The organism is Acidovorax sp. SUPP3334, from assembly GCF_030159055.1.
Classification (GTDB): Bacteria; Pseudomonadota; Gammaproteobacteria; order Burkholderiales; family Burkholderiaceae_C; genus Paracidovorax.
In genome coordinates this window covers 23686-37939 of record NZ_BQXQ01000019.1, presented here as the reverse complement: position 1 = coordinate 37939, position 14254 = coordinate 23686, and the positions used below count along the sequence as shown (strand labels likewise).

Here is a 14254-nt window from a genome sequence, read left to right as displayed (position 1 = left end):
GCGGGGCTGCTCGCGCGCCGGCGTTGTGGTGCAACCACCATGGCGCCAGCGGGCTGCCGCCGCTAAACTTGCACCGCATGAAAACCCCCAAGCTTCTTTTGGCCGCCCTCGCCTGCACGTGGGCCATGGGCGCTGCGGCGCAATGGCAATGGATCGACAAAGACGGCCGCAAGGTCTTCAGCGACCGTCCACCGCCAGCTGATATTCCCCAAAAGAGCATCATGAAGCAGCCCGGCAACTCCATCTCGGCCCGGCCCGTTGCCGTTGCGCCTGCGGTGGATGGAGCCTCCGCACCTGGTGCCGCCAGCGCGCCTCGTCCCACTGGCAAGGACAAGGAACTGGAAGAACGCAAGGCGCAAGCGGAGGCGGCAGAAGCGGCCAAGAAAAAAGCAGACGAAGAACGACAAGCGAAGGTGCGAGCCGAAAACTGCGAGCGAGCCCGGCAAGCCAAAGCGGCAATGACGTCCGGCCAATTATTCAGCCAGAACAATGCGCAGGGAGAACGCGTGTTCATGGATGAGGCAGCCAAGGCCGCTGAAACCCGGCGCGCTGACAACGTCATCGCCTCGGAATGCGCGCCACGCTGACTTCCATCCCAGGCTCATCACGGAAAGCCTGTGGAGAAAGGCATTCGATCCGCAGGTTTTCAGTAGCCGGCTTTCGCTCCGGGTCTGCGCTGTGCAAACAGGCCGGTGGAGCGTGCGCCCTGGCGAACGAAACGCTCTCGCCGGGCTACTTTGGGGTCGACCACCAAAGGCCTGTAAAGCTCGATCCTGTCCTGATCTCGCAGCAACTGTCCAGGCGTCGCCGGCCGCCCCCATATTCCGCAAGCCGCACCATCCGTGCCGATTCCACAGGCGCTCAATGCATCGGCCAGCGTGGCACCATCCGGCAGCCGGACCTCACGCTCGCTAGTCATGCGTGGCCCAGGCGAATGCACCACGGTGACAACCAGCCAGAGCCCATCGTTCGATGGCTCAGCCATATACCTGCTCAGCCCTCTGGATGAACGCATCCACCATGGTGCTGGCGATGCGGTCGAAAACCGGCCCGACCAGCGCAGCCAAGGCCATGTTGTCGAAGCCGTAATTCAAGGTCAGCTCCACTTTGCAGGCCCGTTGCGAACCATCTGCCACCGGATGAAAGCACCAGTCACCGTCCAGTTGAGAAAACGGCCCCTTGACCAAGCGCATCTGAACGCGACGCCCCGCCTCCTGCGTGTTGCGCGTGACAAAGGTCTTGCGTAAACCGCCCAGCGCAATGCCGACCTCCGCCGTCATGCCTTGTTCATCCTGATCCAGCACGGCGGCATGGTCGCACCAGGGCAGAAACTCCGGGTACTTGCCCACGTCGGTGACGAGCGCGAACATTTCCTCGGGGCTGTACCAGATCAGGACGGACTTGTTGACTTTTTTCATGGGTGGAAGAAGGCGCCTTCAACCGCTGGGCCGATGGCACGATGGAGGGCTTTGGCCTGTGGGCCTAAAATCTTGGAAGCGAGACGACAACGATTGTAGGGAGGGCTTTCATCTCCCGGTTTGCGCCGCATCTAATACCCATGGCCAAGAAACCCGAAACACAGTCCCGCATCGCCGATAACAAAAAGGCAGCCTACAACTATTTCTTCGAGGAACGCTACGAAGCCGGCATGGTGCTGCATGGCTGGGAAGTCAAAGCGTTGCGAGAAGGCAAGGTGCAATTGACCGATGGTTATGTGGTGATTCGCGAAAGCGAGTTGTTCCTGATCGGCTGCCAGATCAACCCGCTCAAGACCGCCTCCACCCATGTCAGCCCCGAGGCTGCACGCACCAAGAAGCTTCTGCTGCACCGGCAGGAGATCGACCGGCTGATCAACAAGGTCGAGCAAAAAGGCTACACCCTCGTGCCGCTGAACCTGCACTGGAAGGACGGCTTGGTGAAGTGCGATTTCGCACTGGCCAAGGGCAAGGCGGAGCACGACAAGCGCGACACGATCAAGGACCGCGAAGGCAAGCGCGAGGTCGAGCGTGCCATGAAGGGCCGAAACCGTTGATTTTTCAGCGGCGCCGGGAATAAAGGCGCATGCTTTGGTGTTCATCCCTGTGCAGGGCCGCATTTCGCGTTGCCCGCACCAAAACTGGAGACACCATGATCCGCATTGCTTCCTCTGTGACCGCGGCCGCTTTCGCACTGGCCCTGGCCGGCTGCTCTTCGATGATGACCGGGCCCGCTGGCGTCCAGGCCAAGGACGGCGCCCTGACCGGTCCCAACGGCATGACGTTGTACACGTTCGACCGCGATGCGACCGGCAGTGGCAAATCGGTTTGCAACGGTCCCTGCGCAACCAATTGGCCACCGCTGATGGCTGGCAACGCCACCCCGACCGGCGACTACAGCGTGGTCCGCCGCGACGACGGCAGCAGCCAACTGGCCTACAAAGGCAAGCCGCTCTATTACTGGGCCAAGGACGCAAAACCGGGCGATCGCACAGGCGACGGCGTCAACCAGGTCTGGCACACCGCCAAGCCTTGAACGGGGGTTAAACACAGGCGCGAGTGCCATGGACCAGATCGTCGATCATCTGCCTGGCCTGCGCCGCTACGCTCGGGCACTGACAGGCAATGCCTGGGCAGCCGACGATCTTGTGCAAGACACGCTGGAGCGCGCTTGCCGCAAGTGGTTGCTCTGGCGTGCCGGCAGCGATTTGCGCGCTTGGCTTTTTACGTTGATGCACCACCTGTACCTCAACCAGCAGCGATCGGCCTCCGCCCTGCCCTTGCTGGACATCGAGACGGTCCAGGACAGCCTTCATCAGGCACCTCCGCCCGCATCGGACGATGCCATCGACCTCGACCGGTGCCTGCAGCGCCTTCCTTCGGACCAGCGGGCAGTGCTGCTCCTCGTCACGCTCGAGGACATGGACTATGCCCAGACGGCGCGCGTGCTGCAGATTCCTGTCGGCACGGTGATGTCGCGGCTATCGCGCGCACGGGCGCGCTTGCGCGAACTGATGCAGGCGCCTGCCCAAGCCGTGCGGCCATCCTCTGCAGATGGCCCACCAGCGCTGCGCCGGCTGAAGTGAGAGCACCGGACATGGCTACCGATAACGACGCTCCGCTTTCCGACGAGGAACTCCATGCCTTGGTGGATGGGCGCCTTCCGACTGAGCAAGCCGATGCGCTGCGGGTTCGGCTGGCACGCCACGCTGGCTCGGACCTTCAAGCCACGCTGGCGGCTTGGCAAAGCCAGCGTGAGCATCTGAAAGGCCTGCATGCGGCCTGGAACACCGCCCCGATCCCAGATGGCATTCGCCGCGCGGCTGACCGGCTGCAAGCGCTGCGTGATCGCGAGGCGCGCTGGTGGCGCCTGGGTGGCATGGCGGCATCGCTGGCACTGGCTTTTGGAATGGGCTGGACCATGCACGGGCAATGGCCGAACCATGCAGGGGAATCAGCATCTGCCCGAATGGCCAGCGCGGCACCGGATGCTCGCCGCTTCGCCCAGCAGGCAGCACTGGCGCACGCGATCTATCAGCCAGAACAACGCCACCCCGTGGAGGTGGCGGCGGCTCAACAAGACCACCTCGTGCAGTGGCTGTCCAAACGGCTGGGGCGCCCGCTCAAGGTGCCCGTGCTGGCGGCGCAGGGGTACGAACTCGTAGGAGGCCGGCTGCTGCCTGGCGATACCGGTGCGCGCGCCCAGTTCATGTACCAGAACGCGGCGGGCGAACGGGTCACGCTGTACCTCGGCGCCCTGCGGGCAGAACAGGCGGGCGCTGCCGACACCGCATTCCGCTTCGACGCGGACGGGCCGGTGCCCTGCTTTTACTGGACGGACAGCGGCTTCGGCTACGCCCTTAGCGGCGCCCTGCCGCGCGCCGCCCTGCTCGGACTGGCCACGGCGGTGCATCCACAGCTGTGAACAGTCGGCATCGGGGGTAAATCCGATGCCTTCGGATCAAGCGGCCAGGTCAGCGCAACGCTGCGAGCGGATGGGCGTGAACCGGCCAGGGGCTGTCAAAGAATGGGGCCACCATGTCCGGTGTCACTTCCTCGATGCGGGCTGGACTCCAACGTGGGGCGTGGTCCTTGTCGACCGCCAGGGCGCGAATACCCTCTACCGTCTCGCTTTGGCCGGGGCGCAGGTAGAAACAATGGCGCACCATGTCGCGCTCCATGCGCAAGTCGGTCGCCAGATCCATACCGCGCGCACGGCGGATCTGTTCCAGCACCACGTGCAGCATAAGGGGAGAGCGCTTGCGCAATGTCGCTGCCGTGGCGCGAGCCCATTCGCTGTCTGCGGCTTCCAGCGCCACGGTGATGGCCTGTACGTCAGCCAGCGAAAAGTATTGATCGATTTCGGCCGTCACCGCTGTATCCAAAGCCTCTTTAGCTATGAATTTTGCAGCAATCAGCTGTTCGATGGCTTTTCCGTCGGCAAATGTTCCGCTGCCGAGCACCTCCCAGACGGCGGCTTGCTGATCGGACGGCATGCAGCCGTCGGCCAAACCCAGCGCAACGGCATCCCCTGCACCGATGGTGTCGCCGGTCAGTCCCAGCCATTCACCGGCATGCCCCTTGCACCGCGACAGGAAGTAGCCCCCGCCCACATCGGGGAACAGGCCGATCGCCGTCTCCGGCATGGCCATCTTCGTGCGCTCGGTCACGATGCGCAGGCTGGCGCCCTGGCTGATGCCCATGCCCCCGCCCATCACGATGCCGTCCATGAAGGCGATGTAGGGCTTGCCGTAATGATGGATCAGGTGATTGAGCGCGTATTCCTCGGTAAAGAAATCTTCCAGCCGTGGGTCGCCCTGGCTGCCCGCTTGGTGCAGGAATCGAATGTCCCCTCCTGCACAAAAGGCGCCGAAGGGCCCTTCCTTGTTGCTGCCGCGGATGGCCACTGCGGCAATGCGCTCATCGTGCTGCCAATCCAGCAGTGTCTGCATGAGTGAGCGCACCATGCCCAGCGACAGGGCATTCAGCGCCCTGGGCCGGTTGAGGGTGATGAAACCCACCTGCCCGCGCACCTCGGAAAAAACCTCTGCTGCCGTCGTCGTCTCCGTCATCGCCATTCCTTTTTTTCTTCAAAAATCGGTTCCTGGTTCTTGCCACACAGACCGGCCAACCGTTGCGGCGGGCCCGGGTGGAATCTTAGGGCCTTGCAGGCGCAAGACCTGTCGGGCCTCGGACAGGCGCAGGCAGCGAACCCTTACTCACAAGTCAGAAATATAGGCGACAGATGGGTGTCTGAAGAATGACCTGATGAGTGCAGGATCTTCAGCCACCGACTGCAACTGCGCATCCACACGCTCCTTGAGCTTGTCTCCCTTTCGCAATGGACTGCGCGCCACCCCTGTGCGCTTGGCGTGGCTCCATACCAGCTCATCTGGATTGAGGTCTGGCGCATAGCCGGGCAGGAAGTGCAACGTCGATGCGCCCGCCGTGCTTGCCACGTATTGCTTGACGAGGGCCTTCTTGTGAGCCGGCAAGCCATCGACGACCAAGTGCACGGGTTTCTCACGCTCGGCCATCATGTTCTTGAGCAGTTGCACGAACAACTCGCCTGTAAGCGCTCCCTGGTAGGTCTCAAACCAGAACGCCCCTTTGGAGTTGACGGCTGAGGCCGCCGAGATCGACTGGCGCTGGCCCGGGCGCTCCACGACCGGGGTCTGGCCCTTGGCTCCCCAGGTCTTGCCATGCACGGCATCAGCGCGAAAGCCCGACTCGTCCCAGAAGAAGACTTCGGCCTTGTCCCGCTTGGCCTGCCGGGCAATGGCCGGATAGGTCTCGGTGACCCAGCGCTCAATGGCTTGCGGGTCACGTTGGTAAGCTCGTTGCAAGGGCTTTTGCGGTGTCAGGCCCAGACGCGCGAGCAAGGCTGCGATGCTAGCCAGCGACAGGCTCACCCCAAAACGCTGTGCCACCAGTTCTCGCACAATCTGGCGGGTCCACAGGCCAAAGTCGAAGCCGTGCTGGCGTGGGTTTTTGCCGTTGACCCAGCGAAAAACCTGGCGCTCCTGCACGGGTGTGAGGCTGCGCGGGCGGCCTGTGCCTTTGGTCGAGCGCAGCGCGCGCAGCCCATTGCCGCGCCCGCTGGCAGCGGCTTTGCACTTGTAGGCCCAGCCCCTGTGCATGCCCAAGGAAGCCGCCACCGCTGCTGGCGACTCTCCTTCGCGCATGCGCTGTACGGCCAGCATGCGCATTTCTTCCAACACATTGTGGGCCAGGGTGCGTCCGTCTCGTTTCATGCCAATGAAAGCACCGATCGCCGCTCTGCGCAAGAGAGTGTTCTCTAAGTTACTGACTTATGAGTAATTGATAGCTGTATAGGCCGTGGATACTGCGGTGGAGGGCGATCTGGCACTGGCCCGTCCCCCTCCGCAGCCGGTCACTTCTTGAGAGGGATCGGCGTGGCCCGGTCCACCGGCACGGCGGTGACCGCGTTCTGCGGCGAGCCTTCGATGAGCCGGTCGGAGTACGTCAGGTACACCAGCGTGTTGCGCGCGGGGTCCACCATGCGCACGATGCGCAGGCGCTTGAACAAAATCGAGATGCGTTCGCTGAACACTTCGTCCTGCTGCTTGAGCGGCGGCTTGGGGAAGGCGATGGGCCCGGTCTGGCGGCAGGCGATCGACGCCTCGGCCTTGTCCTCGGCCAGTCCGAGCGAGCCCTTGATTCCGCCCGTGCGGGCGCGCGACACGTAGCAGGTCACGCCCTGCACGGCAGGGTCGTCGTAGGCCTCCACGATGATGTCGTGGTCGCGGCCGAGCAGCTTGAACGCCGTGTCCACGGTGCCGATGGTGTCGGCCTGCGCACCCAGCGCAGTGGCCGCCAGCCCGAGCGCCATTGCGGTGTGGCGCAGCATGCTGCGGGCGCTCATGCTGTCACCTCCGAGCAGCGCTTGGCCAGGTGCGCCAGGGCTTCCTCCACCTGGTCCACCAGGACCAGGCACAGGTCGCCGGGCTGCAGCCGGTCCAGGGCGTAGTCGATGGCGACGAATTCGCCGCGGATCTCTTCGATGTGCTTGGTGCGCGATGCGCCGGCCAGGCCCTCGCGCAGCAACGCCATCACCTCGCCGTCGGCACGGCCGCGCTGGGCCGCGTCCTGGTAGAGGATCACGTCGTCGAACGCGGTCCCGAGGATCACCGTCTGGTCGCGGATGTCTTCGTCGCGCCGGTCGCCCGCACCGCTGATGACCACGCTGCGGCGGTTGCCGGGCAGCGCATCCACGGCGGCCACCAGGGCACGCATGGCATCGGGGTTGTGGCCGTAGTCGGCGATCACCGTGGCGCCCTTGAAGTCCATCACGTTGAAGCGGCCAGGGGCGTTGTCGCTGTCGTTCACGAAGCCCGACAGCCCCCGGCGGATCGTCTGCCATGGCAGGCCCGCGCCCCACGCGGCGGCCACCGAAGCCATGACGTTCTCGACCTGGAAGCCGATCTTGCCGTTGCGCGTGATCGGCACGTCGCGCAGGTGGATGGTTTCGCGCCACGAGCCTTCCGCCGCGACGATGGACTCGCCATCCATGTACACCGACCGGTTGCCCTGCGCGCGGTGCGTGGCCATCACGGGGTGGTGGCGGTCGCTGGCGAAGTAGATCACCTTGCCCGGCGTGGACGATGCCATGGCCGCGACGATGGGGTCGGCGGCATTGAGCACCGCATAGCCGTCGGGGGCCACGTTCTGCACGATCACGCGCTTGAGCACGGCCAGGTCGTCCACCGTGGTGATGTAGTTCAGGCCCAGGTGGTCGCCCGCGCCGATGTTGGTCACCACGGCCACCTGGCAGCGGTCGAAGCCCAGGCCCTCGCGCAGGATGCCGCCGCGCGCGGTCTCGAACACGGCCGCATCCACCTCGGGGTGCAGCAGTACGTTGCGCGCGCTCTTGGGGCCGGAGCAGTCGCCGCTGTCGATCTGGCGGCCGTTCACGTACACCCCGTCGGTGTTGGTCATGCCCACGCGCAGGCCCTGGGCGGAAAAGAGGTGCGCGATCAGCCGCGCGGTGGTCGTCTTGCCGTTGGTGCCGGTCACGGCCACCACGGGAATGCGGCCGTCCTGACCGTTGGCGAAGAGCTTGTCCACCATGGCCTGGCCCACGTTGCGGGGCTTGCCGTAGCTGGGCGCCAGGTGCATGCGCAGGCCGGGCGCGGCATTCACCTCGACGAAGCCGCCGCCTTGCACTTCCAACGGCTGCAGCACGTTCTCGGCCACCATGTCCACGCCGCAGATGTGCAGGCCCACCATCTGGGCCGCGGCGATGGCGCGGGCCGCTACCTCGGGGTGCACGTCGTCCGTCACGTCGGTGGCGGTGCCGCCGGTGGACAGGTTGGCGTTGTTGCGAAGGATCACGCGCTGGCCCTTGGCCGGCACGGATTCGGGCGTGAGGCCCTGCATGGCCAGCCGCGCGACGGCGATGTCGTCCAGCCGGATCTTGGTGAGCGAGGTGGCATGGCCCTCCCCGCGGCGCGGGTCGAGGTTGACCAGATGCACCAGCTCGCGCACGGTGCGCTCGCCATCGCCCAGCACCTGCGGCGGCTCGCGGCGCGCTGCCGCCACCAGTTGGTCGCCCACCACCAGCAGGCGGAAATCATGGCCCGGCAGGAAGCGCTCGACCATCACCGTGCCGTATTCGGCGGCGGTGCGGAAGGCTTCGTCGAGTTGCGCGCGCTCGGTGATGTTCACCGTCACGCCCTTGCCCTGGTTGCCGTCCTGGGGCTTGACCACCACCGGCAGGCCGACTTCCTGCGCGGCCTTCCAGGCATCGTCCACCGACTCGACCGGCCGGCCCAGCGGCACGGGCACGCCGGCGGCGTGCAGCAGGCGCTTGGTGAGGTCCTTGTCCTGCGCGATGGATTCGGCCACGGCGCTGGTCGAATCGACCTCGGCGGCCTGGATGCGGCGCTGCTTGGAGCCCCAGCCGAACTGCACCAGGCTGCCCGACGTGAGCCGGCGCCACGGAATGCCGCGCGCGGCGGCGGCCTCGACGATGGAGCCCGTGCTGGGGCCCAGGCGCTCGTCTTCGTCCAGCTCGCGCAGGCGCGCCACGGCGGCCTCGGCGTCGAAGTGGCCGCCTTGCAGCGCGGCCTGGATCAGCGCCTGGGCATCTTCGAAGGCCTGCCGGCCCACGGCCTCTTCGCTGTATTCGACGACCACCTGGTACACGCCCGTGTCCACGGTGGCCGAGATGCGGCTGAAGCTCACCGGGCAGCCGGCCTGGGCCTGCAGCGCCAGGGCCGCGCCGCCGAGGACATGGGCGAGGGAGACGTCGGCATCGCTGCCCTCGGGGTGCAGCACGCCCACGGCGGGAAACAGCGCGCGCAGCCTGGTTTCGAAGCCAGCGATCTGGCGCATGGCGAGCTCGGATTCAGCGCAGGTCACCACGGCCTCGATGGCGGTGTGGCGGCTCCAGAGATTGGGGCCGCGCAGGGCCCGGGTGCGGGATACGTCCATGGAAAAGCGTCTCTTTCTGTGGGGTGCCGGCGCAGGCGCCGGATCGAGTCCATGCGGTCGTTGAAAGGGGTCGGTCAGCGGGCGGGAGCGGCGCAAGGCAGCTCGGGCTCGAAGGTCTTGATGCCGGCGCCGATCAGGTCGGGCGCGATGTCCAGCGCCCAGGCCGTGGCGACGATGGCCAGCAGCGTGTCCGGGTCGGCCTGCACGGCGTTGCGGCCGAAGGTCAGGTCGGCCAGCGCGCCGAGCACGTGCTCGGCCGTGCCGGTGGCCAGCACCACGCGGCCCGCCTTCACGAACACGGCGCGGCCACTGTCCTTGGCGCGGTGCTCGGCGATGGCGGGCAGCGTGCCGTCCTGGGCATACAGCACCACGGCGCCGTCCGACAAAGGCGCCAGTTCCAGCACCTGGGGCTCGGCCGCGTTCAGCACGGCGGCGCCGCCGGGCAGCACCACGTCGATCTGCGTGCGCAGCACCTTGAACATCTGGTCCTGCTCGAACACGTCGAACTCGGCGAGCGCGTCCTTGCCGTCCATGTCGGTCACCACGCCCACCTGGCAGCGGTCATAGGCGAGGCCGTCGCGCAGGATGGTGCGGGCGTCGTTTTCGATCACAGCGGCCTGCACCATCTGGTTCATCAGCAGGCGGTGGGCTGCTTCCCAGTGGGCGCTGTCGGCGGTGTCCACGCAGCGGCGGTCCAGGAACAGGCCCTCGCGGCATGCCAGGCCCGTGTGGCGCCCGCCCAGGTGCATGAGCCAGCCCACCACGCGGGCGATGGTGCTCGTGCCGCGCGTGCCGGCCACGCCCACCAGCGGAATGCGGCCGATGGTGCCGTCGGCATCTTCTTCGGCGGGGAACAAATGCTCCGCGATGGCCTGGCCCACCGGGCGGGGTGCGCCGATGGCAGGCTTCAGGTGCATGAGCAGACCGGGGCCGGCATTCACCTCGACGATGGCGCCGCTTTGCTCCTGCAGCGGCCGGCTGATGTCGCGCGCCACCAGGTCGATGCCCGCGATGTCCAGCCCCACGACCTTGGCCGCCAGCGCGGCGATGTAGGCCACTTCGGGGTGGACTTCGTCGGTGCAGTCCACCGCCACGTTGCCGTTGCGCTGCACCACGACTTCGCGGCCGGCCTCGGGGATGGCCGTGGCGGACAGGTCCTGGCGCTTGAGCTCCAGCTGCACGGCGACGTTGGTGTCCACCTGGATCAGTTCCAGCGGGTATTCCTCTTCGTAGCCGCGGCGCGGGTCGGAGTTGAGTTGCGTGTCGATCAGTTCCTGCACGGTGGAGCGGCCGTTGCCGGTGATGCTCACCACCTCGCCGCGCGCGGCCGCCACGACCTTGCCGCCCACCACGAGCACGCGGTGCTCGTCGCCGGGGATGAAGCGCTCGACCATCACGTCGCTGCCTTCGGGGTACGCCACGTGGTAGGCCGCCTCGATGTCGGCCTGCTTGCGCAGGTCCAGCGTCACGCCCCGGCCGTGGTTGCCGTCGGAAGGCTTGACGACCACCGGCAGGCCGATGTCCTGCGCGGCTTCCCAGGCCTCTTCGGGGCTGTTGACGACCTGGCCCTCGGGCACGGGCACGCCGCACGATCTGAGCAGGCTCTTGGTCAGGTCCTTGTCGCTGGCGATGCCTTCGGCGATGGCGCTGGTGAATTCGCTCTCGGCCGTCCAGATGCGCCGCTGCGACGCGCCGTAGCCCAGCTGCACGAGATTGCCGTCGTTCAGGCGGATGTGCGGAATGCCGCGGTCGGTCGCAGCGGTGACGATGCACGCCGTGCTGGGGCCGAGGTACTGGTCATCCACCTCGGTGCGCACGCGCGCCACGGCGGCCTGCACGTCGAAGGGGGTGTCGTTGATGGCCGCCATGATGAGCTGGTGGCCCTGGTCCAGCGCCACGCGGGCCACCCGTTCGTCGCGGGCCCGGAACACCATGCGGTACACGCCGCGCTGCGAGGTGCTGCGCGTCTGCCCGAAGCCCGTGGGCATGCCCGACAGGTTCAGCAGTTCGATCACGATGTGCTCCAGCACGTGGCCGCACCAGGTGCCGCCCTCCAGCCGCTGCAGGAAGCCGCCGCGCTCGCCCACGCCGCAGTGGTGTTCGATCAGCGCGGGCAGCCACGCCGTGAGGCGCTGGTTGAACCCGGGCAGGGCGTTGGACGGGTGGTCCTCGAGCGCGCCGAGGTCCAGCCAGACTTCGAGCACCGGACGGTAGGTCCAGATGTTGGGCCCACGCAGGTAGTTGATGCGCAGCAGTTGGATGTCAGTGAATGTCGCCATGGAGTGCAGCGTAAAGGAAACTGCGGCCCGGAGCGGACCGATATGCGGAAGAGTTCGCGGCCAATTGTGCGCTCACTCGGAGGTGCCTGGCGGATGTCAGCGAGGCCGGCAGGGAAGGCGTTACACGCAGATGCCAAAGCGGCGCCCGAAGCATCGGGGAGAATGGGCGCCAGCGCACGGGCTGGCTTCTCGGGTCGCCCGGGGCGAAAAAACCAACCAAAATGCAACATCACCATCCTGTGGACGCCTCGAGTGTCTTGAATGGCCCCGACGGGGCCGAATGGCGAGCCAGGCTCGCACCCCACGAAAACGTGCTGGCGGCGCTGGAGGTTGACCTGAGCCCCACGCTGCGCTTCGCGCCCGGCCTGCTCGTGCTGACCCCGCAGCGCCTGCTGTCGCGCACCGAGGGCGGCGCCGTGCAGGAGTGGCCGCTGGCTGCCGGCATGGCACTGCGCCTGTCGGACCATGGCGGCGTCGGGGTGCTCGAACTGCACGACGCCGAGCACCGTTTGTCGCTGTGGCGCTTCACCCTCGGTGCACACCCGCAGGCGCTGCGCCTTTTGCAGAAATTCGACCAGCGGCTGGCGGCCCTCGGCATGCCGCACGGCGCCACGGTCGAATCCGAGCAACCCGACGAGCCCCGTTGCGAGGTGTGCCATACCCCGCTGCCACCCGACACCGAAGAGTGCCCCGCCTGCGCCCGCGCGCAGGCCCCGCAGACGTCCACCTGGGTGCTGCTGCGCCTGTGGCGCTTCGCCCACCCCTACCGCAAGCAACTGGCGGCGGGCTTCGGCCTCACGCTCGCCTCCACGGCGGCCACCCTGGTGCCGCCGTATCTCACGATTCCGCTCATGGATGACGTGCTCATCCCCTACCAGAACGGCCAGAAGATTCCGGTGCAGCTCGTGGCGCTGTACCTGGGCGGGCTGTTGTTGTCTGCGCTGCTGGCCTGGGGGCTGGGCTGGGCGCGCACCTACATCCTGGCGCTGGTGTCCGAACGCATCGGCGCCGACCTGCGCACCACCACCTACGAGCACCTGCTGCGCCTGTCGCTCGATTACTTCGGGGGCAAGCGCACCGGCGATCTGATGGCGCGCATCGGTTCGGAGACGGACCGCATCAACGTCTTCCTGTCGCTGCACGCGCTCGACTTCATGACCGACGTGCTCATGATCCTGATGACGGCGGCCATTCTGTTTTCCATCAACCCGTGGCTGGCTCTGGTCACGCTGGTGCCGCTGCCGTTCATCGCCTGGCTGATCCACAACGTGCGCGACCGCCTGCGCACCGGCTTCGAGAAGATCGACCGCGTGTGGTCCGAGGTGACCAACGTGCTGGCCGACACCATTCCCGGCATTCGCGTGGTGAAGGCTTTCGCCCAGGAAAAGCGCGAGGCGCAGCGTTTTCGCGATGCGAACCAGCACAACCTGGAGGTGAACGACCGGCTGAACAAGACCTGGTCGCTGTTCACGCCCACCGTGTCGCTGATGACCGAGATCGGCCTGCTCATCGTCTGGGGCTTCGGCATCTGGCTGGTGGCGCACAACCAGATCACCGTCGGGGTGCTGGCGGCGTTCATCGCCTACATCGGGCGCTTTTACACGCGGCTCGATTCCATGAGCCGCATCGTGTCGGTCACGCAGAAGGCCGCGGCCGGCGCCAAGCGCATCTTCGACATCCTGGACCACGTGAGCAACGTGCCCGACCCGGCCCAGCCGGTGACGATGGACCGCGTGCAGGGCGCCATCGCCATGCGCAACGTGGGCTTTCGCTACGGCAGCCGGTCGGTCATCAAGGGGCTGAACCTGGACATCCGCCCGGGCGAGATGATCGGCCTGGTGGGCCACAGCGGCTCGGGCAAGAGCACGCTGGTCAACCTGATCAGCCGTTTCTACGACGTGACCGAAGGCTCGATCCAGGTCGATGGCGTGGATGTGCGCCGCCTGCGCGTGGCCGACTACCGCCGCCACATCGGCCTGGTGTTGCAAGAGCCTTTCCTGTTCTTCGGCACCATCGCCGAGAACATCGCCTACGGCAAGCCCGAGGCCACGCGCGCCGAGATCGTGGCCGCCGCGCGGGCTGCGCACGCGCACGAATTCATCCTGCGGCTGCCCCAGGGCTACGACTCGCTGGTGGGCGAGCGCGGCCAGGGCCTGTCGGGCGGGGAGCGCCAGCGCATCAGCATTGCCCGCGCCCTGCTGATCGACCCGCGCATCCTGATCCTGGACGAGGCCACCTCGGCCGTGGACACCGAGACCGAAAAAGAGATCCAGAAAGCGCTGGATAACCTGGTGCAGGGCCGCACCACCATCGCCATCGCCCACCGCCTGTCCACGCTGCGCAAGGCCGACCGGCTGGTGGTGATGGACCGCGGCGAGGTGGTCGAGGTCGGGCCGCACGATGCCCTCATGGAAAAGCAGGGCGCCTACTGGCGCCTCTATGAGGCCCAGGCCCGCCGCGCCGAGGAAGACGCCCAGGCGTCGGGCCTCGTCATCGACAGCGCGCTGCTGCACCCCGCCCATCCGGCGGGCAACCCCTGACCTG

At 66.7% G+C, this 14254-nt stretch carries 13 protein-coding genes; 6 read left to right on the top strand and 7 right to left on the bottom strand.

The features are described from left to right. The first annotated feature begins 77 nt into the window (after positions 1–77). The gene (locus AVHM3334_RS12595; protein ID WP_284412763.1) at positions 78–587 is read left to right on the top strand and encodes a DUF4124 domain-containing protein; all 510 of its coding nucleotides are present in this window, start codon (positions 78–80) and stop codon (positions 585–587) included. 59 nt (positions 588–646) lie between these two features. On the opposite strand, the gene AVHM3334_RS12590 is transcribed toward AVHM3334_RS12595, so the two are convergent. Beyond that, positions 647–985 carry an RnfH family protein gene (locus tag AVHM3334_RS12590; RefSeq protein ID WP_284412761.1) on the bottom strand — a complete coding sequence of 113 codons (339 nt, stop codon included), beginning with the start codon at positions 983–985 and terminating at the stop codon, positions 647–649. Then, positions 978–1418: a type II toxin-antitoxin system RatA family toxin gene (locus tag AVHM3334_RS12585; protein ID WP_284412759.1), complete on the bottom strand. Its 441-nt coding sequence runs from the start codon at positions 1416–1418 to the stop codon at positions 978–980. Before AVHM3334_RS12585 ends, AVHM3334_RS12590 begins: the two co-directional genes overlap by 8 nt. 140 nt (positions 1419–1558) lie before the next feature. Between AVHM3334_RS12585 and smpB the strand changes: the two genes are divergently transcribed. The 4 genes from smpB (at position 1559) to AVHM3334_RS12565 (ending at position 3900) form a co-directional block, all read left to right on the top strand. Beyond that, complete coding sequence (gene smpB, locus AVHM3334_RS12580; RefSeq protein ID WP_284412757.1) at positions 1559–2032, top strand: SsrA-binding protein SmpB; 474 nt, start codon at positions 1559–1561, stop codon at positions 2030–2032. A 95-nt stretch (positions 2033–2127) separates the two neighbouring features. After that, positions 2128–2511: a COG4315 family predicted lipoprotein gene (locus AVHM3334_RS12575; RefSeq protein ID WP_284412756.1), complete on the top strand. Its 384-nt coding sequence runs from the start codon at positions 2128–2130 to the stop codon at positions 2509–2511. Positions 2512–2539: 28 nt separating this feature from the next. Beyond that, the gene (locus AVHM3334_RS12570; protein WP_284412754.1) at positions 2540–3061 is read left to right on the top strand and encodes a sigma-70 family RNA polymerase sigma factor; all 522 of its coding nucleotides are present in this window, start codon (positions 2540–2542) and stop codon (positions 3059–3061) included. An 11-nt stretch (positions 3062–3072) separates the two neighbouring features. After that, positions 3073–3900, top strand: a complete 828-nt coding sequence (locus AVHM3334_RS12565; RefSeq protein WP_284412752.1) for an anti-sigma factor family protein — start codon at positions 3073–3075, stop codon at positions 3898–3900. Between the two features lie 49 nt (positions 3901–3949). On the opposite strand, the gene AVHM3334_RS12560 is transcribed toward AVHM3334_RS12565, so the two are convergent. The 5 genes from AVHM3334_RS12560 to AVHM3334_RS12540 all read right to left on the bottom strand — a co-directional run bounded on the left by AVHM3334_RS12560 (position 3950) and on the right by AVHM3334_RS12540 (position 11710). Next, positions 3950–5047 carry an enoyl-CoA hydratase/isomerase family protein gene (locus tag AVHM3334_RS12560; RefSeq protein ID WP_284412750.1) on the bottom strand — a complete coding sequence of 366 codons (1098 nt, stop codon included), beginning with the start codon at positions 5045–5047 and terminating at the stop codon, positions 3950–3952. Positions 5048–5194: 147 nt separating this feature from the next. Continuing rightward, on the bottom strand, positions 5195–6229 hold the full coding sequence (locus AVHM3334_RS12555) for an IS630 family transposase (RefSeq protein ID WP_284412748.1): 1035 nt from the start codon (positions 6227–6229) through the stop codon (positions 5195–5197). Between the two features lie 140 nt (positions 6230–6369). Next, on the bottom strand, positions 6370–6861 hold the full coding sequence (locus tag AVHM3334_RS12550; protein ID WP_502869900.1) for a CreA family protein: 492 nt from the start codon (positions 6859–6861) through the stop codon (positions 6370–6372). Further along, complete coding sequence (gene cphA, locus AVHM3334_RS12545) at positions 6858–9431, bottom strand: cyanophycin synthetase (protein ID WP_284412747.1); 2574 nt, start codon at positions 9429–9431, stop codon at positions 6858–6860. The genes AVHM3334_RS12550 and cphA overlap by 4 nt, the downstream gene beginning before the upstream one ends. Before the next feature lie 74 nt (positions 9432–9505). Next, on the bottom strand, positions 9506–11710 hold the full coding sequence (locus AVHM3334_RS12540) for a cyanophycin synthetase (protein ID WP_284412745.1): 2205 nt from the start codon (positions 11708–11710) through the stop codon (positions 9506–9508). 221 nt (positions 11711–11931) lie between these two features. On the opposite strand from AVHM3334_RS12540, the gene AVHM3334_RS12535 reads away from it, so the two are divergent. Next, positions 11932–14250, top strand: a complete 2319-nt coding sequence (locus tag AVHM3334_RS12535) for a cyanophycin metabolism-associated ABC transporter (RefSeq protein WP_284412743.1) — start codon at positions 11932–11934, stop codon at positions 14248–14250. The last annotated feature ends 4 nt before the right edge of the window (positions 14251–14254 follow it).

Excerpts from the sequence above, each read along its gene's own strand:
- AVHM3334_RS12570 (WP_284412754.1), top strand. The coding sequence starts at position 2,540 with ATGGACCAGATCGTCGATCATCTGCCTGGCCTGCGCCGCTACGCTCGG.
- AVHM3334_RS12535 (WP_284412743.1), top strand. The coding sequence starts at position 11,932 with ATGCAACATCACCATCCTGTGGACGCCTCGAGTGTCTTGAATGGCCCC.
- AVHM3334_RS12560 (WP_284412750.1), bottom strand. The coding sequence starts at position 5,047 with ATGACGGAGACGACGACGGCAGCAGAGGTTTTTTCCGAGGTGCGCGGG.
- AVHM3334_RS12550 (WP_502869900.1), bottom strand. The coding sequence starts at position 6,861 with ATGAGCGCCCGCAGCATGCTGCGCCACACCGCAATGGCGCTCGGGCTG.
- AVHM3334_RS12555 (WP_284412748.1), bottom strand. The coding sequence starts at position 6,229 with ATGAAACGAGACGGACGCACCCTGGCCCACAATGTGTTGGAAGAAATG.
- AVHM3334_RS12590 (WP_284412761.1), bottom strand. The coding sequence starts at position 985 with ATGGCTGAGCCATCGAACGATGGGCTCTGGCTGGTTGTCACCGTGGTG.
- AVHM3334_RS12540 (WP_284412745.1), bottom strand. The coding sequence starts at position 11,710 with ATGGCGACATTCACTGACATCCAACTGCTGCGCATCAACTACCTGCGT.
- cphA (WP_284412747.1), bottom strand. The coding sequence starts at position 9,431 with ATGGACGTATCCCGCACCCGGGCCCTGCGCGGCCCCAATCTCTGGAGC.
- AVHM3334_RS12595 (WP_284412763.1), top strand. The coding sequence starts at position 78 with ATGAAAACCCCCAAGCTTCTTTTGGCCGCCCTCGCCTGCACGTGGGCC.
- smpB (WP_284412757.1), top strand. The coding sequence starts at position 1,559 with ATGGCCAAGAAACCCGAAACACAGTCCCGCATCGCCGATAACAAAAAG.
- AVHM3334_RS12585 (WP_284412759.1), bottom strand. The coding sequence starts at position 1,418 with ATGAAAAAAGTCAACAAGTCCGTCCTGATCTGGTACAGCCCCGAGGAA.
- AVHM3334_RS12575 (WP_284412756.1), top strand. The coding sequence starts at position 2,128 with ATGATCCGCATTGCTTCCTCTGTGACCGCGGCCGCTTTCGCACTGGCC.
- AVHM3334_RS12565 (WP_284412752.1), top strand. The coding sequence starts at position 3,073 with ATGGCTACCGATAACGACGCTCCGCTTTCCGACGAGGAACTCCATGCC.